Origin of the sequence: Klebsiella sp. MPUS7, assembly GCF_009905335.1 — a bacterium.
Lineage (GTDB): Bacteria > Pseudomonadota > Gammaproteobacteria > Enterobacterales > Enterobacteriaceae > Klebsiella > Klebsiella grimontii.
Genome location: NZ_CP047604.1, coordinates 3,052,424 through 3,078,232, shown reverse-complemented (window position 1 = coordinate 3,078,232; position 25,809 = coordinate 3,052,424). Strand labels below are relative to the sequence as shown.

24 protein-coding genes and 1 pseudogene are annotated in these 25,809 nt (G+C 55.7%); 10 read left to right on the top strand and 15 right to left on the bottom strand.

Translation table 11 applies throughout. From position 1 onward, the window contains the following. Positions 1 to 52 precede the first annotated feature (52 nt). From gap to GUC22_RS14340, 3 genes are all read right to left on the bottom strand, one after another. Entirely contained in the window at positions 53 to 1,063 is a 1,011-nt protein-coding gene (gene gap / locus GUC22_RS14350; RefSeq protein WP_004139087.1) for a type I glyceraldehyde-3-phosphate dehydrogenase, read from the bottom strand. 78 nt (positions 1,064 to 1,141) lie between these two features. Next, positions 1,142 to 2,122 carry a GlxA family transcriptional regulator gene (locus GUC22_RS14345; protein WP_160183592.1) on the bottom strand — a complete coding sequence of 327 codons (981 nt, stop codon included), beginning with the start codon at positions 2,120 to 2,122 and terminating at the stop codon, positions 1,142 to 1,144. Between the two features lie 195 nt (positions 2,123 to 2,317). Beyond that, on the bottom strand, positions 2,318 to 3,814 hold the full coding sequence (locus GUC22_RS14340) for a PLP-dependent aminotransferase family protein (protein WP_049131854.1): 1,497 nt from the start codon (positions 3,812 to 3,814) through the stop codon (positions 2,318 to 2,320). A 38-nt stretch (positions 3,815 to 3,852) separates the two neighbouring features. On the opposite strand from GUC22_RS14340, the gene GUC22_RS14335 reads away from it, so the two are divergent. After that, positions 3,853 to 4,620 carry an arylamine N-acetyltransferase family protein gene (locus GUC22_RS14335; protein WP_004139077.1) on the top strand — a complete coding sequence of 256 codons (768 nt, stop codon included), beginning with the start codon at positions 3,853 to 3,855 and terminating at the stop codon, positions 4,618 to 4,620. A gap of 583 nt (positions 4,621 to 5,203) precedes the next feature. Continuing rightward, complete coding sequence (locus GUC22_RS14330) at positions 5,204 to 6,172, top strand: hypothetical protein (RefSeq protein ID WP_064371723.1); 969 nt, start codon at positions 5,204 to 5,206, stop codon at positions 6,170 to 6,172. Between the two features lie 265 nt (positions 6,173 to 6,437). Here GUC22_RS14330 and GUC22_RS14325 read toward each other — a convergent pair whose 3' ends face one another. Continuing rightward, the gene (locus tag GUC22_RS14325; RefSeq protein ID WP_024358317.1) at positions 6,438 to 7,238 is read right to left on the bottom strand and encodes a hypothetical protein; all 801 of its coding nucleotides are present in this window, start codon (positions 7,236 to 7,238) and stop codon (positions 6,438 to 6,440) included. Positions 7,239 to 7,596: 358 nt separating this feature from the next. Between GUC22_RS14325 and GUC22_RS14320 the strand changes: the two genes are divergently transcribed. Beyond that, positions 7,597 to 9,291, top strand: a complete 1,695-nt coding sequence (locus GUC22_RS14320) for a thiamine pyrophosphate-binding protein (protein ID WP_064410631.1) — start codon at positions 7,597 to 7,599, stop codon at positions 9,289 to 9,291. On the opposite strand, the gene GUC22_RS14315 is transcribed toward GUC22_RS14320, so the two are convergent. Together GUC22_RS14315 and GUC22_RS14310 are read right to left on the bottom strand one after the other, a co-directional pair. Next, positions 9,288 to 10,208 (bottom strand): LysR family transcriptional regulator, encoded by a 921-nt coding sequence (locus tag GUC22_RS14315; RefSeq protein ID WP_064342579.1) that lies wholly within the window; start codon positions 10,206 to 10,208, stop codon positions 9,288 to 9,290. The two genes, GUC22_RS14320 and GUC22_RS14315, sit on opposite strands and share 4 nt — an antisense overlap. A gap of 415 nt (positions 10,209 to 10,623) precedes the next feature. After that, positions 10,624 to 11,535 (bottom strand): LysR family transcriptional regulator, encoded by a 912-nt coding sequence (locus tag GUC22_RS14310; protein ID WP_049090318.1) that lies wholly within the window; start codon positions 11,533 to 11,535, stop codon positions 10,624 to 10,626. A gap of 96 nt (positions 11,536 to 11,631) precedes the next feature. Between GUC22_RS14310 and GUC22_RS14305 the strand changes: the two genes are divergently transcribed. Continuing rightward, positions 11,632 to 12,594: an NAD-dependent epimerase/dehydratase family protein gene (locus tag GUC22_RS14305; RefSeq protein ID WP_160183591.1), complete on the top strand. Its 963-nt coding sequence runs from the start codon at positions 11,632 to 11,634 to the stop codon at positions 12,592 to 12,594. 168 nt (positions 12,595 to 12,762) lie between these two features. Here the strand turns inward: GUC22_RS14305 and GUC22_RS14300 are convergent, their stop codons facing one another. From GUC22_RS14300 to GUC22_RS14290, 3 genes are all read right to left on the bottom strand, one after another. Beyond that, on the bottom strand, positions 12,763 to 13,383 hold the full coding sequence (locus GUC22_RS14300) for a histidine phosphatase family protein (protein WP_071830716.1): 621 nt from the start codon (positions 13,381 to 13,383) through the stop codon (positions 12,763 to 12,765). A 276-nt stretch (positions 13,384 to 13,659) separates the two neighbouring features. Then, the gene (locus GUC22_RS14295) at positions 13,660 to 14,055 is read right to left on the bottom strand and encodes a VOC family protein (RefSeq protein ID WP_004139057.1); all 396 of its coding nucleotides are present in this window, start codon (positions 14,053 to 14,055) and stop codon (positions 13,660 to 13,662) included. A 148-nt stretch (positions 14,056 to 14,203) separates the two neighbouring features. Next, the gene (locus GUC22_RS14290) at positions 14,204 to 14,638 is read right to left on the bottom strand and encodes a winged helix-turn-helix transcriptional regulator (protein WP_024358313.1); all 435 of its coding nucleotides are present in this window, start codon (positions 14,636 to 14,638) and stop codon (positions 14,204 to 14,206) included. 128 nt (positions 14,639 to 14,766) lie between these two features. Here GUC22_RS14290 and GUC22_RS14285 point away from each other — a divergent pair, with 128 nt between their 5' ends. Further along, complete coding sequence (locus GUC22_RS14285) at positions 14,767 to 15,678, top strand: NmrA/HSCARG family protein (RefSeq protein WP_004139051.1); 912 nt, start codon at positions 14,767 to 14,769, stop codon at positions 15,676 to 15,678. 129 nt (positions 15,679 to 15,807) lie between these two features. On the opposite strand, the pseudogene GUC22_RS27610 reads toward GUC22_RS14285, so the two are convergent. Continuing rightward, positions 15,808 to 15,900, bottom strand: a pseudogene (locus tag GUC22_RS27610) (arsenate reductase); the annotation flags it as partial. Positions 15,901 to 15,904: 4 nt separating this feature from the next. After that, on the bottom strand, positions 15,905 to 16,510 hold the full coding sequence (gstA, locus tag GUC22_RS14280) for a glutathione transferase GstA (RefSeq protein ID WP_024358312.1): 606 nt from the start codon (positions 16,508 to 16,510) through the stop codon (positions 15,905 to 15,907). Between the two features lie 120 nt (positions 16,511 to 16,630). On the opposite strand from gstA, the gene GUC22_RS14275 reads away from it, so the two are divergent. Further along, positions 16,631 to 17,506 (top strand): LysR family transcriptional regulator, encoded by an 876-nt coding sequence (locus tag GUC22_RS14275; protein WP_082237222.1) that lies wholly within the window; start codon positions 16,631 to 16,633, stop codon positions 17,504 to 17,506. Between the two features lie 47 nt (positions 17,507 to 17,553). On the opposite strand, the gene GUC22_RS14270 is transcribed toward GUC22_RS14275, so the two are convergent. The 4 genes from GUC22_RS14270 to paaZ form a co-directional block, all read right to left on the bottom strand. After that, positions 17,554 to 17,781 carry a DUF1272 domain-containing protein gene (locus GUC22_RS14270; RefSeq protein WP_071830717.1) on the bottom strand — a complete coding sequence of 76 codons (228 nt, stop codon included), beginning with the start codon at positions 17,779 to 17,781 and terminating at the stop codon, positions 17,554 to 17,556. 231 nt (positions 17,782 to 18,012) lie between these two features. Then, positions 18,013 to 18,345 carry a cupin domain-containing protein gene (locus GUC22_RS14265; protein WP_004139027.1) on the bottom strand — a complete coding sequence of 111 codons (333 nt, stop codon included), beginning with the start codon at positions 18,343 to 18,345 and terminating at the stop codon, positions 18,013 to 18,015. 176 nt (positions 18,346 to 18,521) lie between these two features. Next, on the bottom strand, positions 18,522 to 20,780 hold the full coding sequence (gene tynA, locus GUC22_RS14260) for a primary-amine oxidase (RefSeq protein WP_098067155.1): 2,259 nt from the start codon (positions 20,778 to 20,780) through the stop codon (positions 18,522 to 18,524). A 190-nt stretch (positions 20,781 to 20,970) separates the two neighbouring features. Continuing rightward, positions 20,971 to 23,016: a phenylacetic acid degradation bifunctional protein PaaZ gene (gene paaZ, locus GUC22_RS14255; RefSeq protein ID WP_064371726.1), complete on the bottom strand. Its 2,046-nt coding sequence runs from the start codon at positions 23,014 to 23,016 to the stop codon at positions 20,971 to 20,973. Positions 23,017 to 23,302: 286 nt separating this feature from the next. On the opposite strand from paaZ, the gene paaA reads away from it, so the two are divergent. Genes paaA through paaD form a run of 4 tightly spaced genes read left to right on the top strand, consistent with a single transcriptional unit; the run spans position 23,303 to position 25,804 of the window. Next, a complete protein-coding gene (gene paaA / locus GUC22_RS14250; protein WP_116943716.1) occupies positions 23,303 to 24,232 on the top strand; it encodes a 1,2-phenylacetyl-CoA epoxidase subunit PaaA in 930 nt (309 codons plus the stop codon). Positions 24,233 to 24,243: 11 nt separating this feature from the next. After that, positions 24,244 to 24,531, top strand: a complete 288-nt coding sequence (gene paaB, locus GUC22_RS14245) for a 1,2-phenylacetyl-CoA epoxidase subunit PaaB (protein WP_024358308.1) — start codon at positions 24,244 to 24,246, stop codon at positions 24,529 to 24,531. Between the two features lie 7 nt (positions 24,532 to 24,538). Then, positions 24,539 to 25,294, top strand: coding sequence for a 1,2-phenylacetyl-CoA epoxidase subunit PaaC (gene paaC, locus GUC22_RS14240; protein ID WP_160183590.1), 756 nt, complete (start codon positions 24,539 to 24,541; stop codon positions 25,292 to 25,294). A 12-nt stretch (positions 25,295 to 25,306) separates the two neighbouring features. After that, positions 25,307 to 25,804 (top strand): 1,2-phenylacetyl-CoA epoxidase subunit PaaD, encoded by a 498-nt coding sequence (gene paaD, locus GUC22_RS14235; RefSeq protein WP_024358306.1) that lies wholly within the window; start codon positions 25,307 to 25,309, stop codon positions 25,802 to 25,804. Positions 25,805 to 25,809 lie beyond the last annotated feature (5 nt).

Genomic DNA, 25,809 nt, shown 5'->3' with positions numbered 1-25,809 from the left:
TAAAAAAATCCACGCCGGGCGTGGATTTTAGAGGGGACGTGTGGGCAAGGAGCTAGCCTTCACGCTTTGCCATCAGCAGCGAAAGGTCGACGAGGCGATTGGAGAATCCCCACTCATTGTCGTACCACGCCAGAATTTTGACCATATTGCCGCCAATCACCAGGGTTGACAGACCATCGATAATGGAGGAACGCGGATCGCCCCGGTAGTCGCTTGAGACCAGCGGCTCATCGCTATAGCCGAGGATACCTTTCAGCGGCCCCGTCGCGGCGGCTTCACGAAACGCGTTATTGACCTCTTCAGCCGTGACATCCCGCTCGAGCGTTACGGTCAGATCGACAATCGACACCACCGGAACCGGTACGCGCAGCGAGTAACCGGTTAAGCGGCCGTCCAGCTCAGGGATAACTTTGCCAAGCGCCTTCGCGGCACCGCTGGAGTAGGGCACAATCGACAGCGCGGCGGCGCGGGCGCCACGGAGATCTTTTTCCGGCTGGTCGTGCAGCGCCTGGCTGTTGGTGTAGGCGTGGGTGGTGTTCATCAGGCCATGTTTAATACCGAAATGCTGGTGCAGCACCTGCGCGGCAGGCGCCAGGCCGTTGGTGGTGCAGCTACCGTTGCTGACCACGTAGTGCTTATCCGGTGAATAGAGGCCATCGTTAACACCCATCACGATGGTTAAATCCTCATTTTTACCGGGAGCGGAGATAATCACGCGCCTGGCGCCACCGCTGTGGATGTGTACCGCCGCCTTGTCGCGGTCAGTAAAGAAGCCTGTGGCCTCAATGACAATATCCACCTCGCTCTGACGCCACGGGATGCTCGCCGGGTCGCGTTCGCTGAAGACGGTAATGGTTTTTCCGTCAACCACAAGCTGCCCCTCACCGGCGGTGACGTCGGCGTCGAGTTTACCGAGCAGCGAGTCGTATTTCAGCAGATGGGCCAGCGTTTTACTGTCGGTCAGATCGTTGATGGCCACAATCTGAATCTCCGGGTTACCCTGGGCAGCACGCAGTACGTTGCGACCGATACGGCCAAAACCATTAATACCGACCTTTACCATGATCAACTCCTTAGTTGTTGTCTCTGAAGTTAATGTAGGCCGGTCGCTGGTTGGCGTAAATGACGGAAAAGGATCACTTTACGCCATTTTACGGCAATGAAAACGCTGGCGGTATTCACCCGGCGTCAGGTGAAGCTGTTTTTCAAACTGCCGTCGCAGGTTAATGCTGCTGCCAAATCCCGTTTGTTCGGCGATACGATCCAGCGTCTCGGCTGTCTGCTCCAGACGCTGCCGGGCCGCGGACAGGCGGGCTTCGGCGACGTAGCGCGCCGGCGACGCGCCGGTTTCCCGGGTAAATACGCGGGTGAAATTACGTGGGCTCATGGCCACTTTTTCCGCCAGTTTTTCCACACAGAGGTCGGCGGTGAGGTTCTCAAGCACCCAGGCCAGCAGATCGTTTATGGGGCCCAGGGTACTGGTCTGCTGTAGGTTGTAGCGGCTAAACTGCAGCTGGCCTCCGGGACGGCGCAGGTACATGACGAAGTCCTGGGCGATATCGCGCGCCAGGCTGAAGCCGTAGTCCTCCTCAACCAGCGCTAGCGTCAGGTCAAAGCCGGAACTGACCCCGCCGGAGGTCCAGATATGCTCGTCCTGAATATAGAGCGGGCCGCCTTCCACGCGCACCTGAGGGAATTCCGCCTGCAGGGTTTCCAGCAGCTTCCAGTGGGTAGTGGCGCGTCTGCCGTCCAGTAACCCGGTTTGCGCCAGCAGCATCGCGCCGCCGCATATGGACGCAATGCGGCGGGCATGGGGGGCAGCCAGCCGCAGCCAGTCAACGACCGCGATCCCTTCCTGCGGGTTTTGACCTCTGCCGGTAATCATGATGGTATCAAGCGGCTCGCGGGGGTCTATCTCATGCAGGCGATGATCGGCCAGCAGATTTAAACCGGACTGACCATGGATCACCTGATGCGGCTGGGTTGTCGCGAGCTGCACCTGGTAACCGTTGCCCTTAGCGCCTTCCGGGTGCAGGCGGTTGGCCTGCATCAGAATGTCGGCAATACCGGCGGATTCAAACAGCATGCCGCCATCGGGGACAATAATAAGTATCTTCTTCATGTCCTGAAAAGTAATCTTTTTACAGAATAAGTCAACAGAACCGATTGACCTGGGCGAAGGGCGTTGACCAGAGGCTTGCTCAGCCAGAGAGCGGCAGGGCGCCGGGAAAACCCGGGGGAAATATCGCCATGAATAGCATACAGCCAGCCAGATTCTCGCCTGTCAGCGTTGATAATTCGACGGAAATGTCCGGCGTCAACGGCCCCCGACCAGTTCATGGCATAAGCTACCGAGCTGCTCCACGGCCTGCAAAAGCGCGGGCGTGGGTTCGTTCGCACCGTTCAGGCGCAGGTAGTTTTGCAGTTCAGCTGCGCCCGGGGAAAACAGCGGCCCCGGACTGACGCCAATACCCAGGGCGAGGGCGCGACGATGGACTTCCAGCGCATCGATCCCGGACGGCAGTTTGACCCAAATCAGAAAGCCGGCTTCGGGCGCCGCTACGCGCGTGCCCGGTGGGAAGCAGGCGTCAACCCTGGCGATAATGGCCCGCATACCTTCCGCAATCCGCAGCTTCAGGTGCCGCAGGTGCCGGTCATAATCTCCGCTGGCGAGGATCTCGTTCGCCGCGGCCTCTATCAGCGGCGCGCCCGCCCATTCCCCGGCCATGCGGGCCTGCAACACCGCCGGGTAATAGCGTCCGGCGGCAATCCAGCCAATTCGCCAGCCCGGTGCCAGGGTTTTCGACAGAGAACTGCAATAAATCACATTTCCGCCCTTGTCGAAGGCTTTACACGCGGGCGGACGCTGCGCGCCACCGGCCAGATCGCCGTAGACATCGTCCTCAATTAAAGGGATGCCCTGATCGGCAAGCAGGGCCACCAGCGCCTGCTTGCGCGCGACGGGCATGCTGGCGCCCAGCGGATTTTGCACCGTGGGTGAGGCCAGAACGGCTGCCGGACGGTGGTGCTTAATGGCCTCTTTAAGCGGCGCCAGTAATAACCCTTTAATCGGGTCCGTGGGGATCTGTAACGCCTTCAGCCCCAGATCTTCCAGCAGCAGAAGCGTGCCGAAATAGGCGGGCTGCTCAATCGCCACCGCATCGCCCGGCTGGCATACCGCGCGGAGCGCCAGGCGTAGCGCCTGGGTTGCGCCTGCGGTGATGATAAGGTCATCGGCGCCAAAAAGGGCGCCCCACTGCGCCGCGCGGGCGGCAATCTTTCTGCGCAGGTCCGCTCTTCCCGGGGGCAGGCTGTAGCTCTGCCCGCGCGCATCAAGCCGACGACCGGCAGTGTGCAACGCCCGCTGCAAAGCCTCGACGGGAAGCCAGGCGGGATCGGGTAGCGCGGCGCCAAGCGGCACCAGACGCGCTTCAGCGCTACCGAACAACGAGCGGGCGATGGCGGACATGGTTACCGGCACCGGGCCGGATAAAGATGCTGCGCGCTGCCCGTCTTTGGCGGTGTTTATCTGGCGGACAAAGTAGCCTGAACGCGGTCGGGCGACGATCAGCCCCTCCGCCTCAAGATAACGCAGGGCTTCCAGCGCCGTGGGAAGGCTGACCTGCTCGCGCTCGGCCAGTTTGCGCGCGGAGATAATGCGATCGCCTGCCCGCAAAGCGCCTGAAGTAAGCGTCAGCCGCAGCATATCGGCTATTCGGCGGTAGTGGGGAATCGGCGGGAGAGGGTCGGACATCGTCATCTGTATAGTCTGATTTTTGATAAATCTGACTATACAGGCGTTGCGGGGCGCCATCTATAGTGGGCTCAACACAATCCAGCCAAGGAAATAACATGCACAGCGACAGTTTTGACCTTTCCCTTTACTTCCGCCGCATAGGCTATAGCGGGCCTGCGGCTGCCGATACCGCGACGCTGCACGCGCTCATGCGCCACCAGCTCTTTTCGATCCCCTTCGAGAACCTGGACGTACAGGCAGGTAAAATCGTTTCGATGGAGCCCGATGATATTGCCAACAAGCTCTTACGGCAGAGACGGGGCGGCTACTGCTATGAACTCAACGGGCTGTTTACGATGGCGCTGGAAGCGCTGGGTATTGCCTGGCGGTTTGTCGCGGCGCGGCCCATGTTCTATCCTGCGCGCCGGCCTAAAACCCATATGGCGGTGGTCGCGGAAGTTGATGGCCGTCAGTGGCTTTGCGACCTTGGCTTTGGGAGCTACGGTATCCGCGCGCCGCTGGCCCTGGACGAACTTGATACGGACATCATCCAGGATTTTGATACGTTCCGGCTTACGCGTGATGCGAACGGAAGCTATCTGCTGCAGGCGAGGGTTGAGGGAAGCTGGGCCAATCAATACGGTTTTGACCTGTCACCTCAGGAGTGGATTGATTTTGTTCCGGCCAATTTTCTTAACTCCACGCATCCCGATGCGGTCTTTGTACAAAAGCTGCTGGTGATACAGCATCAGCCCGAGGGGCGTTTTATTCTGCTCGGCAATATGCTTAAGAGTATTACCGCCGACCGCGTAGAGAAGCAGTGGCTGACAGAAGATGAAATAGCGCATGCGCTTGAGAACCGCTTTGCTTTGTCTGCTCGCTAATTAGTCAAAAGGGCGAGCTAGCCCACGGCGAGACGAATACGAAGCCGATATAACGGGGAAGGGAAGCAAACCTTCCCCGCGTTCCTTTTGCTCAGTTGATATACTTCGATCGGCCACCAGCTATGTATTACGGTTCAGGCCATGGGATTAAATCGTCGATAATGCAAATCGTAAACGTACGCCACTTTTAATAACCAAGATCATTCAGTGAATTACCCGTATAAAATTAAGATAATTCCATAAAAACTGGGCAATATAGCTCCGCGAAAAATATTGTTGGCAAAATCTATCCTCACCAATATTCCCGTTATTTACAGTCGGTTACGGCTATGTAGTAATATTTTTGGCGATAAGTAATGGTTAAAACAAAATCATCTACTAAAATAAAATTGTTGATTAAATTCATACACTACCAATTTGTACTCATTTAGATAATTGGCCCCTGGTCAATCGCCCGCTATTTAAGCGGCGAGCGATAATTATCCCGCTCGATATTACCGTAGTTCTGGCGGGTTAATGTCTGCAGTGGACGTTTATAGCAAACGACGTCGGGGCTAATGAGTTATTTCAAAGGACAACGTAAATGACGAATATCTACGACTCTACCTCTATCAGTAGTCAGGTACCCGCGGCCGCGGTTAACAGCGCGAGCGCGGTATCATGGGGGGCGATATTTGCAGGCGCCGCCGCCGCGGCGTCGCTGGCGCTTATGCTGCTCATGCTTGGCGCCGGATTGGGCCTTACCTCAATTTCCCCGTGGGAAAATCAAGGACTTGCGGCGGGAACCGTCGGTATTGCCGCCATCGCATGGCTGACGTTTACCCAAATAGTGGCGTCAGGTATGGGCGGATACCTCGCCGGGCGGCTGCGGACTAAATGGGTAGACACTCATACCAATGAAATCTATTTCCGCGACACGGCGCATGGCTTTTTGACGTGGGCCGTGGCGCTGCTGGTCTCCGCTGTGCTGTTGACCACCACCATCAGTTCGCTGATCGGCGGTAGCGCAAAAGTGATAGGTTCCGTTGCCGGCGGCGCGACGGCAACCGCCATGAATAACGCGGGGGACGGAGCCTCTCTGTTATCGAAGTCATCGATGGAATATTTTACCCATTCACTGTTCAGGGCTACCGCTGCCACTCCGGCGGATAATAGCGGGCTGCCAGCAAATTCATCAGGCAATGACGTTATGGCAATGAATCATCCTGTGCCGCCAAAGGCGGAGTCACCGGCTCAATTAGCCGAGGTGACGGGTATTTTTGCTAATAGCATTAATTCTGGCGCGCTTCCCCAGGACGATCTGACGTATGTGGCGCAGCTGGTTTCTCAGAATACCGGCATCAGTCAGAAAGAGGCCGAACAGCGGGTACAGGCGGTTTATGATAAAGCCCAGGCCAATTTAAAAGAGGCAAAAGATAAAGCGCAGCAGACCGCAGACGCCGCCAGAAAAACCACTAGCTACGTCACCCTGTGGTCATTCATTTCTCTGTTAATCGGCGCTTTTGTTGCCAGTCTCTGCGCAACTTATGGCGGCCGTCAGCGTGATTTATAACGTCTAATACACATTCTGCGGGAGGAACCTATGCGTTCAATATTGCTTTTCTTTTTGGGTGTGCCAATCCCTATCATTATTTTAATCGCGTTATTTATGCACTGAGTATTTTCAGGACGGCAAGAATATCTGACCTGTGAATATCGGCATGGTGGTCATTATCGTAAAAGCATAAATGCCTCCCGGGCATTTATGCTTTTTGCCATGCGGTCAGACGCGTTTTTCGCTGCCCCTGTCCGGCCATGTAAGCGATCGGAAGTCAGGATTAAACTTTGTCAGAATACGCTTTCAGCATGGCCAACAGCGCCCGTTGCGCGGCATCGTCTGCGATATTTTCAGGCAGAGCATCCGCTCGCAGAGTGATATAAGCGTCAAGGGCCATTCTGATAGCAACGCTGACGGAGTCACGATCGTGCGTTGCCAGCGTGGAAGTCAGCAGGCCGTCAGGATCAATACCGCGCGATTCAATGCGGCGAACCCCACGTTGCGGTAAATTTGCACGGCGGTGCAGCATTGGCCCCAGTACCTGCTCGCGGAAGAATGACAGCATACCAATCGCCTCAAAGAGTTCGCCCCTTCCTAGTTTAGCCACCGCATAATGAAGCCAGATCCAGGCTCGGGACTCGAACCACTCCGGCGTCATATCAGGCCAGTGAGCACTGAATTTTGCCAGTTGTTGCTGCAGAGCACGGTTATCACGGGTAAATAACACGGCTGGCTCCTCAACGCGTTGAGTGAGCATTTCCAGGGTGACAAATTTCAGATCGACATGAAGGAGTTCAGGACCATACAGGCATATCAGCAGGCGAGGCTCTCCGACATGTTCCCCGCTGAAAGCATGCAGGAGATGGCCCAGCGTTCCGGCGAACGCCACACGCTGGGCCATGATTTCGTCATAGTAGAGGGGATCGACCACAACGACAAAATCCAAATCGGAGTATTTATCAAATCCGCCATGGATAATCGAGCCGCCGGCGAGAAGGGAGTGAATCCGCGAGTCAGACTGAAATTGAAGCTTGAGGTGCTCTGCAAAACTTCTGTGTAAATCGGGTAACGTATTAAGCATACTTTTTCCTGTTCACAAAAAACACAAAGCATTACAGGGTATCGAGTTCTCTATATTCAGGCTAGATATTTTTGAAGGAATAGTCATTTCTTCGAAGGGTTTCCCGAAGCGATAAATTGCCCTGTATAGTCCGGCGCTATTGATTGCGCAGTGTTTGTTACCTCTTCAATCATTGCCGCGTCAGGACGGTGCTGCTGTCATGCTTCAAACTGACCAAATGGAAAACGAATGACTTCCCATACCTTGAAGGGTATGGCTGGGCATCATTATAGTATTGGAAAGGATGTTATACCTGTTATTAAGATTGAATCACCCGCCAGACAGGGCGAACGAATACGCAGATAGAGGTGATCATTCTATGAGTAACGCAATAACTAAAGTGCAAAACGCCAATGCACGTCGTGGCGGTGATGTATTGTTAGAAGTTCTGGAAAGTGAAGGGGTGGAATATGTGTTTGGTAATCCAGGCACAACCGAACTGCCCTTCATGGATGCGCTGTTAAGAAAACCGTCAATTCAGTACGTATTAGCTCTGCAGGAAGCGAGTGCAGTAGCCATGGCGGACGGTTATGCGCAGGCAGCAAAAAAACCAGGATTTCTGAATCTGCATACCGCCGGTGGTTTAGGCCACGGCATGGGAAACCTGTTGAATGCAAAATGTTCACAGACACCACTTGTGGTGACAGCAGGGCAGCAGGATTTACGCCACACGACAACCGATCCGTTATTGTTGGGTGATCTGGTCGGAATGGGGAAAACGTTCGCTAAATGGTCACAGGAGGTTACCCACGTTGACCAGCTACCGGTATTAGTTCGCCGGGCTTTCCACGATTCAGACGCTGCACCGAAAGGCTCCGTTTTCCTGTCGCTTCCGATGGATGTGATGGAGGCGATGAGCTGTATCGGGATCGGGGCGCCTTCCACTATTGACCGCAATGCAATCGCGGGTTCGTTACCTTTGCTGGCAAGTAAGCTGGCGGCATTTACTCCGGGTAAAGTCGCACTGATTGCCGGCGACGAAATTTACCAAAGTGAAGCGGCCAGCGAGGTTGTTGCTCTTGCTGAGATGCTTGCCGCTGACGTATACGGTTCAACATGGCCAAACCGGATCCCCTACCCAACAGCACACCCTCTCTGGCGGGGTAATCTGTCCACTAAAGCGACGGAAATTAACAGAGCATTAGGCCAGTACGATGCTATTTTTGCACTTGGCGGTAAGTCGCTTATCACCATTCTTTATACAGAAGGTCAGGCAGTACCGGACCAGTGTAAAGTGTTCCAGTTATCAGCCGATGCGGGCGACCTGGGACGCACCTACAGTAGTGAACTCTCAGTGGTTGGCGATATTAAATCATCGTTAAGGGTGCTACTGCCCGAACTGGAAAAAGCCACGGCAAACCATCGCAGTGATTATCAACGTCGTTTTGAAAACGCGGTTAATGAGTTTGAATTGAGCAAAGAAAGTCTGCTCGGGCAGGTTAATGAACAACAATCTGCTACGGTAATTACGCCACTCGTGGCTGCGTTTGAGGCAGCAAGGGCGATCGGACCAGATGTGGCAATTGTTGACGAAGCGATTGCAACCAGCGGCTCGCTTCGCAAATCACTCAACAGTCGCCGTGCGGATCAGTATGCCTTTTTGCGCGGCGGTGGTCTGGGGTGGGGGATGCCTGCCGCTGTGGGCTATTCACTCGGTTTGGGAAGAGCGCCTGTGGTGTGCTTTGTGGGCGACGGCGCTGCGATGTACTCCCCTCAGGCTCTCTGGACGGCCGCACATGAAAAACTGCCGGTAACCTTTATTGTAATGAATAATACGGAATATAACGTATTGAAAAACTTCATGCGTTCACAGGCAGATTATACTTCGGCGCAAACAGAACGCTTTATCGCAATGGATTTGATTAATCCGGCAGTTGATTATCAGGCACTGGGTGCATCGATGGGACTGGAAACCAGAAAAGTTCTCCGTGCCGGAGATATCGCCCCGGCAGTTGAGGCCGCACTGGCGAGTGGCAAACCTAATGTGATCGAAATCATCATCAGTAAGAGTTAATCGTTAATCCGTCCGGCCTGCGCTGCATCCAGTTTATCCCTGATACTGCGGCACAGGTTCACAAAACCCGGTAAAGCCGGGTTTTTGTTCTTTGTCGACCACATCAGCATATTCTCCACCATATTCGGATTTTCCAGCCTACGGTAAACCACACCACGCAATTGGGCATTCTCCATACTTGCGGGAATAAGCGCCACGCCAACGCCACGGGCCACAAAATTCATCACAGTCTGCTGTACGGAGGCTTCCAGTCCTATTTGCGGGCTAAATCCGGCCTTGAGGCACTGATGAAGGATGGAATCGTAGAGCATCGGTGCACTCTGGCGCGGAACAGTGATGAACGGGTCATCACAGAGTGATTCAAGTCTGAAATGCTCGCTTTGAACCTGGGGGTGATTGGCAGGAAGGGCGGCGATTAGCGGCTCACGCAAGAGTACCAGTGAATGAATTCCCGGAGTGGCCGTCTCGGAGAAGCTGATTGCCGCGTCTAATCTGCCATCCTCTAATGCGGCGTGTAAATCAGAGGGGACCATCTCCTGAAAATGCAATTCCACATCAGAATAGGTCTCCCGGTGCTGCATGGCAACATGAGGCACAACGCTATAGCTGGCATACATTGTTGCACCTAATTTCAGCACACCTTTCTGCCCTGATTCTACGGCCCGTACGTTATTACAGGCCAGCTCCAGCATTGCCAGCACCGCGCGGCAGTCCACCAGAAATTGCTCTCCGGCAAGGGTTAAACTGACACCTTTAGCGGCCCGGTTAAACAGCTTTGCACCGAGGATGGTTTCCAGCTGGGCTATTTGCCGGCTTAAGGGAGGCTGCGAGATATTGAGTTTACTGGCGGCTTTGCCGATGTTTCCGGTTTCAGCAACAGTGCAAAAGTTAATCAACTGATTAAGGGTCGGTTTCATGAGCATTCCTGAAGCAGGTTCATACCTTCTATGGTATCACTTGTTTGCAGGGCGGAGATGCACATGAAGTTAAGCGTTCTGGCGTTCGAGTTGAAGCTGGTGTGTGGCAATACCCCATGCTGTTCCTGAGGTGCAGAACCTGATGGCGCGCGGGAGAGGGGTAGGTGCATCCTCCCGGATAAACAGAAAATGGCGACAAACCCGGCACGAGCCATCCATACACCACACAGGTGGATTGCGCACGCTTTAACCGATGAATAAACTCGCCATAGGAAAAATCAGCTATGACGTCAGGGGGCGTCGCTATAGGGCAGCCGACGATGAATTGTGAGGATCAGCGACCCCCTGAGGTGCCAATCTCATTGGCGGCGTAAGCAGACTGAGTTCGAACTAGCGGCCTTTTCTCCATGGCGATTCACGGTTCCTGCCTCTGGCAGATATATTCCTCTAATCCCTTTGCCAGAATATCGAAAACCAGTTTGCAGCACAGACTATTGCGCAGGTCTTCGTGCATGACGATCCAGGTATCAAGATATAAAGAAAAGAAATTCGGCAGTAACCTCTGCAGTGGAATATAGCCATTGGCCAACTGCACCTGGCATATGCCAATGCCAGCACCGGCGCGAATAAGATTAAGCTGAGCCACATTGCTATCGGTGCGCATGGAAAATGAATCCCGGCTTAACTGAGGGTATTTTTCCAGTACCTTACGGATGAAAGGCGTATTCTGATCAAAGCCAACCAGCGCATGTTTCAGCAGTTCTTGGCTATTTTCAGGCGTGCCATGTCGTGCCAGATAGGAAGTCGATGCGTGTAGGCCAAGTTCAATCCGGCCTACACGACGCGCAATAAGCTGCTCCTGTACCGGCGTCGTCATGCGTACAGCAATATCAGCTTCCCTGTGCAGTAAATCCTGAACCCGGTTCGACAGAACTAATTCAATCGTTATTTGTGGGTGAGACTCCCGGAGCCTGGCAATAAGCGGCGGTAGCACCTCAACGCCGATAACGTCACTCGCGGAGACGCGGACGACGCCGCGAATGGACGCGCTGTTATGACTGAAGTTGGAGGCTGTGCGCGCTAGCGTATTCGCCGTGCTCTCCATCGCTTCGGCATGCACCCTCAGCGCCAGCGCCGTTTCAGTCGCCAGCAACCCCGTTTGCGAACGCGTGAACAATACCTGGCCAAGAGCCGACTCCAGCGCAGCGATATGCCGTCCTGCCGTGGGCTGCGTCATCGAAAGCCGGCGCGATGCGCCGGAAAGCGAGCCTTCCCTGAGCACAGCCAGAAATGTTCGGTACCACTCCCATGGGATAGATGTGTTCATACAAATTTGTATAGCTGACCTATAAGGATATGCAATTCCATTTAGCTCTGCCTGTACGTACGCTGTCAAGGTCAAATCAGCAAAGAGGCAAACAATATGGCAACCCGAGGCAGGGTCTTAATACTTGGCGCAACCGGCGGTATTGGTGGTGAAACTGCTCGCCGGCTCATTCAGAAAAAATGGGACGTACGTGCGCTAAAACGAGGACTTCACGGCAGTGAACGAAGCGGTGACATCCAGTGGATAGGCGGCGACGCTCTCGACCCGGAGCAAGTCGCCGCTGCGACAGCAGACTGTAGCGCGATCGTTCACGCCGTCAATCCGCCCGGCTACCGAAACTGGGAGCATCTGGCGTTGCCTATGCTGCGCAACACGATTGGCGCAGCAGAACGAACCGGCGCCTTGGTCGTGCTTCCCGGTACCGTTTACAACTATGGTCCTGACGCTTTTCCGCTAGTACGGGAAGATGCTCAGCAGATGCCGGTCACAAAGAAGGGAGCGATCAGGGTACAAATGGAGAAAGAACTGGAGGCCTATTCGCAGCGGGGCGGGCGGGTATTAATCGTCCGCGCGGGGGATTTTTTTGGCCCACGCGCCGGTAATAACTGGTTTTCTCAAGGTCTGATTAAACCCGGCAAGCTGCCTGGCGTCATTACCAATCCTGGTTCGCCTGCAACCGGTCACCAGTGGGCTTATTTACCTGATGTCGCGGAAACGATAGCTGCGCTGCTGGAACAACGCGAGGAACTTGAGCCCTTTGCGCGCTTCCATATGCAAGGCCATTGGGATGCCGACGGCAGCGAAATGGTCAGCGCGATTCAACGCACTGCGGCGCGCTTTGGCGGCGTTGCCAAAATACGCTCATTTCCGTGGTGGTTTATGTACCTGGCTGCGCCTTTCAACGCAACCTTACGCGAACTTTTGGAGATGCGGTACCTGTGGCGCCAGTCGGTCCGCCTGGACAATACGAAGCTGGTGAATTTTTTAGGCGCTGAGCCTCATACCCCACTTGATGTAGCCGTCCATACGACGTTACAGGGCCTGGGCTGCATTGATTGATAATACTGAGATGTCTCGTATCACAGTCTAGAGACGCGCCATGGTCGCTTCTGGCACGAAGCGGACAAGCTAACTGGGCGAAAGGTCCGCTATGAGCGAGGAGCGGACATTGTGCTTAAATAATGATGACTCTGGCAGGATGGGTTTTCAATGCTTGGAAGGTAGCCACTAATTCAGGTGACGTAAATGTGTAGCAATCCCCCACTTTAGGCCGATACATTTTCCATTAATCAGGTCGATAACAGAATAACTTGCATTGGGGTGAGCATAGCGAGGGAAACTATTGACAGTCCCTTCTTTAAGAATTGCCAGAGTGCCCTGACTGACATGCCCGTGAGACACAATACATATTGTTTGTTGATGTGATGAGGTATCTTCCAGGTTTTGTAAAAAACGCATAACTCGCTGAGAAGCATGCGCCAGTGACTCCCCCCCAGGTGGACAATACTCTGCATCAAGCCTGAATAACGCATTTGCATAGTTTGGATGTTTTTGTCTGAGTAGTTCTAACGGCATACCTTCAAACTGACCAAAGGCCTGCTCTTTAAGGGCCGGTTCAGCCGTCAGTGAACAATGAAAGTGTTCAGCCAGGCTTTGCCCCATTTGCCAGGCACGCCCAAGCGGAGAAGCGTAAACACGCTCTATTTGATACTCACTTGCACTAAACGCTGCTAGTAGGACGGATGTTTCACGCAAACCCCGACAGGTCAAGGAGCTATCGCTGTGCCCCTGAATAATTCCTTCCAAATTCCACTCTGTTTCTGCGTGTCGAACAAGTATCAATTTCATCGTTAGCTGGCCATGCTCGTTGTTGATCAAAATGTCCCAACTGCGCGATATCAAACACACACCGTTGAAGCAGCGGAAGGCTTTCCTGTTTTGGAAATAATGAACAAGTGTAGCTTATTGCCGTTATGCAGCGGCTCTGGGGGTGGAGCGCTGAATTTTATCCGTAGTTAACTTCCGCTCCTGGCACCAAGCGGACTGTCTGAAGCGCCGTGAGGTCAGCTATGAGCGAGAAACGAATGTTTATCTTGCGGCAGGATGGCGGCAGCATTGCAATATTTATTGGGGCAATACCCACGCCTTGTTTTGTATAACCACCCTATATCCATCAAGGTCAACAAATGTCCTTCCGTTCGCATCCCAGTAAGGATTGAATGACGTGGTCATTCTAAAGCCAGCACCGATCATTCTTTCACAGGCCGTATCCCATTCTTTTTCTTCAGAGTAATAAACAACGAGTAAATCCTCTTCTGTGTGTAAAGGTTGAACGGGATGGTTTCGGCAAAAAGTGAATTCTATGTGCCAGTCTAAGTCTCCCCTCCCTAACATTATTCCATTGAAACCGTCATGATCGTTGAATTCAGCAATCTTATGCAGACCTAACCCCTTGCTGTACATCAGAAATGATCTTTCGAGATTGGCGACGGGTTTAGCAATACGCATATGAGTAAACATCAGGGTTCTCCAGGGAAAGATACTGCTTTAATGTTAAAATCCCGCCTGAGTTTACATGTGATTATACATTTCATTTGTCCATACGAGCCTCCGAAATGTCCTGCTTCGGTTTGCTGACGGTTCTCTTCTGGCATAAGGTAGCCTACGACTACAAGCGGGTCATGGACGCAGCAGCCCGTTTGTCCTCTGAATCATCGAAGGCTTTCCGGGATGCCTCAATATCCTGCCAGGTATCCCTGATCCAGTCAGTGAACCCCGCCAGCGGCTCCAACATCGACCGGCCTCGGTCAGTCAGTTGATATTCCACCCGTGGTGGAAGCTCGGGGTAATAATACCGGGCAACCAGGCCATCCCTTTCGAGATTACGCAGAGTCAGGGTCAACATACGCTGCGAAATGTCAGGAATGCCGCGCCGAATGGCGCTAAAGCGCATAGGCGTCTCCTGTGAAAGTGCCAGTAGTGAGATAACGAGGATTGTCCATTTATCACCCAGTCTTGCCAGGACACTCCCCGGCGCACAGGGTGTCAGTTTTGGTCCATCCGGTGTTTCGAACACGGGTCTGCCATTAATCTCACGCGCCATAATTTTTCTCCGCTGGACATCCCTAATGGTTATCTTTGTGTAACTGAGGACCAAAAATGTGCCGTCTTGTGAACAGAATAGCACTGGTTCCATACTGTGACTGCCAATAGTTACACTAAGGAACCACCATGACACATACCGCAGAATTCCTCGTCTTTGGCGCCACCGGGCAGCAAGGTGGCGCAGTGGCCCGAGCGTTACGGCGGGCCGGACGTCAAGTCCGCGCTTTCGTACGGAATCCGCATAGCGAAGTGGCCAGAGCGCTGACGACAGAAGGAATCACGCTCGCCATCGGCGACTTGTTCGACCTCGCATCCATTGACCGTGCAATGTCGGGTATCCAGGGCGTATTTAGCGTTCAGACCAGTTCTCCGGCAGGCGAGATAAGCGACGAGCAGGAGGTTATGCAGGGAAAAGCCATTGCCGATAGCGCCCTGGCGGCTGGTATCCGCCATCTCGTCTATTCTTCGTCCGGGGCGGCTGGAAAAGCCCCAACCGGCATGGGGCACTTTGACAGTAAATCGACAATTGAAGATTACCTTCGCGCCTTGCCGCTCTCCACGACCATCACGCGCCCGGCAAGCTTTATGGAAATGATGCTGCTGCCCGGCATGGGACTAAACAGCGGCCATTTTTTCTTCTTCATGCAACGCCATCAGGCGATGCAGATGATTGCGCTGCAAGACCTGGGGCGCATTAATGCCCAGATTCTTTGTAATCCTGAACGTTATCGGGGGCAGACTCTGGAACTGGCCAGCCAGGCGTTGACCGGTGAAGACTTGCAGCGTGCTTTCTCAGATGCCGCCGGTCATCCTGTTCATTATCACCGCTTTCCTGACGAGCTGTTAGCGCAGAACACTTTTCTTCGCCAGCTCACGGCGTTGGTAGACAATGGCATTGTCGCAGGCTCGGCGGATATACCGGCGCTTGAACAGGAGTTCGGTATGATGATGACGCTGGAACAATGGTTGGCAGGGCCAGCAAGGCAGAGCTTTAACGCGGCGCTTAACGCCCCACAGGCCAATCTTGTCCTGCGATAGGTCGATAGCCGGAGCTGCCCGCCTCCGGCTGTTTTCTCCTTGTACGTCTGTGGCACAAAATTATCCGCCATAACGCTCGGGCCTCAGCACCACCTTTCCTTAGCGGTTGCTGATCATCTGCCCGGTGTTATCCACCCCTTTTTCGTCGTCTTCTTTGATGAATGCCTGTTCATAAGGCTCTACGTTTTTACGCAGTAACGCCTGAACCCAAATCCCCACATCAACCTTAAAGCGACGCCTCGGCCAGTAATGCGGCCTGTACCGCAGGACGGGCATTGATCATTTCCCTGTACGCCAATAGCCCAGGCCAGCGATCCAGTGGGATTGAGAAGAATTTACACCAGCCCAGCACAGTGAAGAGGTAGGCATCAGCCACGCTGAAAGTGGGGCCAGTCAGATAGATTTTTTCGTTGAGAGTCGCCTGAAGAAAATCGAACTGTCGGAACAGCTTCTCACGAAAAATCGCTCTGACCTCTTCGGGCAGCGCGGGGTTGAACAACGGTGCCGAGCCAGCGTGTATTTCACTGGTGATAAAGTTAAGCCATTCCTGCAGACGCACCCGAGCCCAACTGTCCGCGCGCGGCGCCAGGCCGTATTCTGGTTTTAGGTCGGCGAGGTACTGCACGATGGCCGGACCCTCAGTGAGTATCTGCCCATCATCGAGTTCAAGGGCGGCGACATACCCTTTAGGGTTAATGGCGCGGAAGTCGCGACCATCAGCGGTGATCTTGCTTCTGTTGTTGACTCTAACCAGTTCAAACTCAAGTTGCAGTTCGCGCAGCACGATGTGCGGCGATAACGAACAGGTATCCGGGGCGTAATAGAGTTTCATTTTGTCTCCGTGAAAGGTGAAAAGCTGTCGGGGGACGTCCTGAATCCACTGTATTTGACGCGGAATGCGCTGTAAAATTAATGATAAAGAAACTAACTATTAGCTGGGCTACTGACAATCATGATGAATCTTTTACATTGGCGCTTACTGGTGGCCGTGGCGGATGCCGGCAACATCTCGCGTGCCGCAGAGGAGATAGGAATGACTCAGTCCGGCGCCAGCCAGGCCATCGCCCAGCTAGAGGCTGCACTGGGATTTCCGGTATTTACGCGTGAGCGACGATATATCGGGGTGACCGCGCTGGGCGGGCAGGTTGTTGAACACGCAAGAAACATGCTTTCGCAGCTGAATACCATCCGCGAACTGGCCGATGAGAGCCGGGGTTTAAATCGCGGGCGCATTCGCCTGGCCAGCTTTCCATCAGTGACGTCCACCTTGTTGCCCGGCCTGCTGCGCGACTTTAAGCGTCTGCATCCGGGTATTGAGGTCGTCATCCTGGAAGGCTCGGACGAGGAGGTCGAGGAGTGGCTGGCCGCAGATACCGTTGAGCTGGGGGTGGTCATGAATCCCGACCCTGGGCGCGCAGACGTTGTATTAGGGCAGGATGCATGGGTAGCGGTACTGCCAGCCGCTCATCGGCTGGCACACCATGCCAGGACCTATGGCATAACGCTAAAGGCGCTGGCAGACCAGCCCTTTATTCTGGCGACAGGCGGATGCGTCGTTAATGGAAAAAGCCTGATGGAAAATGCGGGTCTGCAACTTTCTGATATCCGCGTGACGGTACGTGACTGGATTAGCGCCTGTAAGCTGGTTGCGGAAGGGATGGGCGTCGCCCTTGTACCCGAATCAGCCCTGCCGGAGGCGTTGCGTAATCTGTGCGTGGTACCCGTGACGCCTGCCATACACCGTGAGTTTCGGCTGGTTTGTTCGTCATCCGGGACGTCTTCCGGCGCAACGCAGGCGCTACTTAACGCGCTTCGTAAACGAGGATGAGCGGGCTCGCGGCGAACCGGAGCGTCAGCGATAAGCGACAAACTGGCTTATTGTTTATATCGGCGCTGGCTGGAGGCAGGGTGGCGAAGGAGGGCAGCTTCGGGGCGTACTGGACGGCGCACCAGCTCGCCCCCGCAGTTCGGGCACCATCCTTGAAGCCGCTGGGTCACGCAGTCAATGCAGAAGGTGCATTCGAATGAACAGATGTACGCATCCGCTGATTCTGGCGGCAGATCGTTATCACAGCATTCACAATTAGGGCGAAGTTCAAGCATGATGATCTCAGTGATTAAAGGGGCATCATGAAAAATAGCGCGTGTTATCTGCCTGGCCCGCATTCGCGCCGCTGCGCTTCACGTGCAAGATTTCAACGTTTATGGCGATCCCGCGACTAATACCTTCAACCCCACAGGAGCATACCCGGACATTGGCTATAACGTGGGCGCAATGGCTTAGTCAATCAAAATGAAATGATGACTCGCTTATCCTCCAAACGCGCATTTCACTTAATCAGCAGGGGATACGCCGCTGAAGCCGCTGTCTGGTAAATCTATAATCACCAGGGTGCCAAAGCTGCCGCCTTCCACCGTATGAGGAATGCCCGCTTTGGCTATATAAAGCTGGCCGGGCGCGACGGAGATTTTTTTCTCCTGTACGCTCAGTTCCAGACGACCGTCAATAACCAGTAATCCCTCGTCATATTCATGCACCTCCTCAGCGACTGAGTGGGCATCCATGCGCAGGACTTTGAGATTCGTTGCCCCAACGCGGCCCAGGATCCGGGAGTGCCAGGACTCCGGCAATGCCTGCGCTTCGGTTTTGAGATCGTAAAGCGACATAAAGCCATTCTCATTGATAATCGTTGCAGGCTTTTATGCCATATAAGTTTATCGTCGACTTCTAACATATATGGCAAAAGAAGTTGAAAAACAGACTATACCGGTCCTACTGCCCGCTGCATGTGCATTGGTCGCGGATAAATAAAAACGGCCCCATCGCTGAGGCCGTGATGTGGTTACTGTTTCTTCTCGCCCAGCGTCGGCGTCTCGTCAAAGAAGTTCCACGGCTTCAGCAGCGCATGCGCCCACTCGGTAGGCATAATCGGCCACTCCTCGGCGCGGGCCACGTGGGTGGTGCCGGTGGTGATCCACACCACGTCATCATGGTTGTCCAGCGACTCGTCATCTTTCGCGTACTGGCCGAGGCCGGTGTCGTGAATCGAACGGTTAGGGTACTTGCCTTCCGGGAAGCGCTCGGTGGGGTGGTAGCGGGTGACCCACAGCTGTTTATCCATAAAGCTCAAACGATGGTAAATCCACTCATCAGGGGCGAATTTCGCCCCGGTGGCGACCGGATGCGTGCCGCCCGCGTAGGGGATAATCTGATACGACACTGGGTTACCCATCCGGTTTTCTTTGGTGGTATTGCTCAGCAGACGAATGGTGCCTGGATCAAATTTCTGCGCCGCTTTCTGCTCGCTAGCAATAGTGTACTGATTGATCTGCATGGTGCTGGTGCGCGGGCCGCCGGCGGTATTCGGCTTCACTTCCGGGTCCATGGCCACCAGCGTGTTGTTCTCGCCGTCGACGTCAAGATCGAGGCGGAAGTTGTAGATATGCTGGTGGGTGGTGCCGACAATATTATGGTCGATCAGCGTGCCGTAGCGGGTATCCTCTTTGGCGCTCGGGTCGTGCATGGTCTTCGCCTGTACGCCTTTGACCGCTTCGATGCCGGTCGCCCCGGCATCAATACCGATGGTGCCGTTTTCGTGAAATACCCAGTCAAAGATGTAGTCGTAGTTGCCGACGGTGCTGATCCAGCGCACCACCAGCTCGCGGCGCTCGGTGCTGACGTTCGGTTTGCCCATCTCCAGGTGCTTATACTCCGGCCCGGCGTAGCGTTCGAAGATGGCGATCGCGCGCGGGATAGTGGTTGGCGTGCCAGTATAGTCGGCGATGGTTTCATCCAGCAGCACCGCGTTGGACGGCGCGTCTTTCCCGCGGACGATAGGCGAGGTCAGGGTGCCCATGCCGTAGTCGCCGGAATCCAGATAGGCTTTAAAATACCAGCCCACGTCCGGGTCGCCGTAGGGGACGATCATCCCGCCGAGCGATCCTTCATACATCACCTGGCGCTTTTTACCGTTGTCGTTCCAGGTCACGGTAGACAAAATCGGCCCGACGCGGGAGTTCATCCGCAGATGGAAATCCCAGTTACGCCAGTGGATCATATCGCCGGTGATGGTGTAGTTTTTGCCCTCTGGCTCAATGATCTCCAGCGGTTTCACCGTTGGCGCAACGCGGTCGCGGCCGTCATAGGGGCGGGCCGCCATCGGCACCGGGATCGTCGGCCCCTCTTCGATTTTGATGATCTTCTTCTGCTCGAGGTCGACCACCGCCACCAGGTTTTCAATCGGGTGCGCCCAGTAGTTCCCGTCGCCAACGTCAAGATAGCTCACTACTTTGAGCAGCCGCGCGTCCTGCTTGAGGCCATCTTTACCGTCGAAGTAGCCGACGGTCAGCGGGGTGGTAATCACCTTGCTCGGGTCGTCGATGCCGTGTTTTTTCAACACTTCGGCAAACTCGCTGCTGGCGTTGATGATGTTCTGCACGCTGGCGAAATCATCCAGCAGTACCATGCCGTGGGCGTCTTTAATCGGCGTCCATGAAAGGACCTTTTTATTCTGTAAATCCACCACCGCCTCAATAACGTGCTTGCCGTCGAGCATGATCACGTCGGCGGCGCGCGGGGCGTTGACCGGCGTGCCGTTGAGGGCAAAATCCCACACCGCTTTTTTATCCGGCTCGCGCAGGGAGATCTCGGTGAATCGGGTATTGGGCTTGAAATCCGCCGCGGCTTTAACGATGGCGACCGCGGCGCTGATTTCCGCCGCTGACAGCGAGTTCAGCGGGTGAGCGCGTTTTTCCACCTGGAAAGTCTGGTCAAGACCGGACTGAAACACGTCGTTGATAAAGGTATCAGAAACCCACGCTTTGCCGTCTTTCATCACTACCGGCACCTGCAGCTCCAGGGTTTTTCCATTGACGATGGCCGTTTTCGCCCCCGGTTTTACCTTCACGTAAGCGCCGTCTTTAATCAGGGTAAACATCTGCGCGTAGTCATCCCACTGAACGTCCGCGCCAAAATCCTGCAGGGTTTTATCCATCGGGACCATATGGGCTTCGCCGCCGTGGGCGAAAGCCGGGCTTTGCCAGGCGCAAAACAGGGCGACAGCCAACGCCAGAGCCGTCTTGCGGGGGGAAAGAATCGCCATTGAGACCTCACCTTATTGTTGTGTTGTGCAGTGCCGCTGCGAATGTCGGCTTGTGTATCCTTAACCTAACAGCGCTCAGCGCCCAGGCGTTTGCCTGCTTTTGCCAGGTTGTTTGTCAGTTTTGCCAGTTATAAAAAATGCCTCCGCAGAGGCATGAAGATGGCGATAAAGATGGGCGAATTTCTAACATTTACCCCGCAAAATCCCCCTGTTGGCGGGCCACCAGAGTCAGGATGGAGTAGAGCGCTACCGCCTGCTGGTGCTGGTTAAAAATCTCTACCGCCCACTCGACGACGCCGGTCGCTTTCTCCTCCGCGCTGCGCTGGCGTTTCACCGTTTTGCGCTTGCAGGTCAGGCGTACCTGGATGGTATCGCCCGGCTTCACCGGCTCGATAAAGCGCAGATTTTCCATCCCGTAGTTGGCGATCACCGGACCGACTCCGGCGTCAACAAACAGCCCGGCAGCGGCGGAAATCAGGAAATAGCCGTGCACCACGCGCTCGCCGAAAATCGACTCCGCGGCGGCAATCTTATCCATATGGGCGTAGAAGTGATCGCCGCTCAGGCAGGCGAAGTTGACGATATCCGCCTCGGTCAGCGTGCGGCGCGGAGTCAGCAGGCTGTCGCCCGGTTGGATCTCTTCGAAATATTTACGGAACGGGTGAATGCGGTCTTCCACCACCTCCGCGCCGCGTACCCACTGCTGACCAATTGCCGCGAGCATCGTCGGGCTGCCCTGAATCGCGGTGCGCTGCATATAGTGCTTCACCGCCCGCAGGCCGCCCAGCTCTTCGCCGCCGCCGGCGCGCCCCGGGCCGCCGTGAACCAGCTGCGGCAGCGGGGAGCCGTGGCCGGTCGATTCTGCGGAAGAGGATTCGTTCAGTATCTGAATACGCCCGTGGGTGCGGGCGGCGCCGAGAATAAACGCCCGCGCCAGTTCGCCGCTAGCGGTCACCAGGGTACCGGCCAGGCTACCTTCACCGGCCCGCGCCAGGCTCATGGCGTGCTCAATATTCTGATAGGGCATCAAGGTTGCGACGGGACCAAACGCTTCAATGGCGTGTACCGCCGGGGTTTCATCCGGCTGCGGGCAGAACAGCAGCGTTGGCGGGAAGAAGGCCCCGGCGGCGCGGAGATCGGCCTGGCCCCCCAGCAGCACGTCGCATCCGGCGGCTACCAGACGGTTGACATTATCCTGTACGTCCTGACGCTGCTCGTAGTTCACCAGCGCGCCCATTTTTACGCCTTCCTGCGCCGGGTCGCCGACCACCACGTTTTGCAGACGCGCAATCAGCGCATCGCTCACCGCTTTCACCTGCGCTTGCGGCACGATAATCCGCCGGATGGCGGTACATTTTTGCCCGGCTTTCGCCGTCATCTCTCGTACCACTTCGCGAATGAACAGCGCGAACTCCGGCTGCTCAGGCGTGACGTCGTCACCGAGCACGCAGCAGTTCAGCGAATCCGCTTCCATGGTGAAGGGAATGGACTTTGCGACCAGGTTGGGGTGCACCCGCAGCTGCTGTCCGGTACGAGCCGAGCCGGTAAAGGTGACAACGTCCTGGCTATCGAGATGGTCGAGCAGATCGCCCGCGCCGCCGCAGATCAGGCTGATTGCGCCCTCCGGCACCAGCCCGCTGTCGACAATCATTTTGACCATCGCCTGCGTCAGCTGCGCGGTGGCGGTAGCCGGTTTGATGATGGCGGGCATGCCGGCAAGCCAGGTTGGCGCCAGTTTTTCTAGCATGCCCCAGCAGGGAAAGTTAAAGGCGTTGATATGCACCGCCACGCCGGACTTCGAGGTCAGAACGTGGCGGGCGGCGAAGCCTCCCTGTTTTGACAGCGGGATCAGCTCATCTTCGGGCCACAGGGTATCGTCCGGCAGTTCGCGGCTGCCGAGACCGGCGTAGGTGAAAAGGGTGCCAATGCCCCCTTCGATATCCACCCAGCTATCGCTGCGGGTGGCGCCGGTTTCGGCGGAGATGGCGTACAGCGCCGCCTTCTGTTCCAGCAGATGTCTGGCGACCGCTTTGAGCATCGCGCTGCGCTCAATAAAGGTCATCGCCTGTAGCGCTTTGCCGCCGCGCTCAATCGCGAAGCGCCGCGCCTGCGCCATATCCAGACCCGCGCTGGTGACTTCCCAGAGCGCGTCGCCGCTGATGGCATGATGGATGGTGCGCGCGTGGCCCCGGCCGGTCTGCCACGTGCCGGACAAGTAGCTGGCTAACTGCTGCATGGTTCATCTCCAGATGTGTTACGTGAAATATCTATAGATAGTTCTTTGATGAATCATAAAAATCAAGTTCCAATTTAATAATTTATTAACAATGCGATCGCTATCGATCTGCGCGATTTACTTAATTTGTTGTTATTAATGCATTTTACAAAAGCTTTTGCGGTGGGTGTCACAGAAAAGGCAAACAAAATTTGTGGTTTTATTTAACCTGAATGTAACTTTTATAAAACAAAGTGATTCATAAATTAATTTAAACCGAATTTGTTGGAATCATAAAGGTGATGACGTGACAGAAGAACAACGCTTTGAGCAGCGCATTGCACAGGAGACGGCCATCGAACCGCTGGACTGGATGCCGGAAGCCTACCGTAAAACGCTGATCCGCCAGATAGGCCAGCACGCGCACTCGGAAATTGTCGGCATGCTGCCGGAAGGCAACTGGATCGCTCGCGCGCCGACCCTTAGGCGCAAAGCGATTCTGCTGGCGAAAGTGCAGGATGAAGCCGGGCATGGTCTGTACCTCTACAGCGCGGCGGAAACCCTCGGCTGCGCCCGCGAAGACCTGTATCAGAAAATGCTCGACGGCAAGATGAAGTACTCCTCCATTTTCAACTACCCGACCCTGAGCTGGGCGGATATCGGCGTGATCGGCTGGCTGGTGGACGGCGCGGCCATCGTCAATCAGGTGGCGCTGTGCCGGACCTCCTACGGACCCTACGCCCGGGCCATGGTCAAGATCTGCAAAGAGGAGAGCTTTCACCAGCGTCAGGGGTTTGAAGCCTGCATGGCGCTGGCGCAGGGCAGCGACGCGCAGCGGCAGATGCTGCAGGACGCCATCAACCGCTTCTGGTGGCCGGCGCTGATGATGTTCGGTCCAAACGACGATAACTCGCCAAACAGCGCCCGCAGCATGGCGTGGAAAATCAAGCTCCACTCGAACGACGAACTGCGCCAGCGCTTTGTTGATAACACCATTCCGCAGGTGGAGATCCTCGGCATGACCGTGCCGGACCCGGATCTGCGGCTGGATGAAACCACCGGCCACTACCGCTTTGGCGCCATCGACTGGCAGGAATTTAACGAGACGATCGCCGGGCGCGGGATCTGCAACCACGAACGCCTGGCCGCTAAACGCAAGGCATGGGAAGAGGGCGCGTGGGTGCGGGAAGCCGCGCTGGCGCACGCGCAAAAACAACAGGCCCGCGACGCCGCGTAAGGAGAAGGAAGATGAGCAAAAACGACTGGCCGTTATATGAAGTGTTCGTTCGCAGCAAGCAGGGGCTGTCGCACCGCCACGTCGGCAGCCTGCACGCCGCCGATGATCAGATGGCGCTGGAAAACGCCCGCGATGCCTATACCCGCCGCAGCGAAGGCTGCTCAATCTGGGTGGTGAAGGCCCGCGAAATTGTCGCCTCGCAGCCTGAAGAGCGCGGTGAATTTTTCGATCCGGCGGAGAGCAAAATCTACCGCCATCCGACCTTCTACACCGTGCCCGACGGCATGGAACATATGTGAGGCGGCGATGAACAACGACAACCCCGTTGCAGCTTATGCCCTGCGCCTTGGCGATAACGGCCTGGTGCTGGCCCAGCGTCTGGGCGAGTGGTGCGGCCACGCGCCGGAGCTGGAGATCGATCTGGCGCTGGCCAATATCGGCCTCGACCTGCTGGGGCAGGTGCGCAATTTTCTTAGCTACGCCGCCGAACTGGCCGGCAGCGGCGATGAAGACACTCTGGCCTTTGGCCGCAACGAACGCCAGTTTTGCAATTTACTGCTGGCGGAGCAGCCAAACGGCAACTTTGCCGACACTCTTGCTCGCCAGTTTTTTATCGATGTCTGGCACGTGGCGCTCTATGGCCGCCTGGTCAGCAGTCGCGATACGCAGCTCGCCGCCATCGCCGCCAAGGCGCTGAAAGAGGTGCGCTACCATCAGCGCTTTAGCCGCGGCTGGCTGGAACGCCTCGGCAACGGCACGGCGCTTTCCGCGCAGAGAATGCAGGACGCGGTCGATAACCTGTGGCGCTTTACCGGCGAGCTGTTCCAGGCCGATGCGCTGGAGATTGAGCTAAGCGCGCAGGGCATCGCCGTCGACCCGCGCGAGTTGCAGGCTGAATGGCAGGCGACGGTCCGCGCCGCGCTGAGCGATGCCGGTTTGCAGATCCCCGAGGAAGCGCCGTTTCGCCACGGCGGCAAGCAGGGGCTGCACAGCGAGCATCTCGGGCCGCTGCTGGCGGAGATGCAGTATTTACAGCGCGCCTATCCCGGTCAGCGTTGGTAGCAGGAGGGGATTATGCAACGTCTGGTTGATATCGCTCCTCCGGAGATCCACGCGGTGTGGGGCGTGTTAAGCGCGATTCCCGACCCGGAAGTCCCGGTGCTGACCATTACCGACCTCGGCATGGTGCGCAGCGTGGAGCGCCGCGGCGAGGGGTGGGTCATTGGCTTCACGCCAACCTACTCCGGCTGCCCGGCCACCGAACATCTGCTGGGGGAGATCCGCGCGGTGATGACGGCAAACGGCTTCGCGCCGGTGCATATCGTGCTGCAGCTTGACCCGCCGTGGACCACCGACTGGATGGGGCCGGAGGCCCGCGAACGTCTGCGCCAGTACGGCATCAGTCCGCCGCAGGATCATGCCTGCCATGCCCATATGCCAGACGAGGTGGTGTGCCCGCGCTGCGGTAGCCGCCACACCTCGCTAATTAGCGAATTCGGTTCCACGGCCTGCAAAGCGCTGTATCGCTGCGACAGCTGCCGGGAACCCTTTGATTACTTTAAATGTATTTGAGGTTG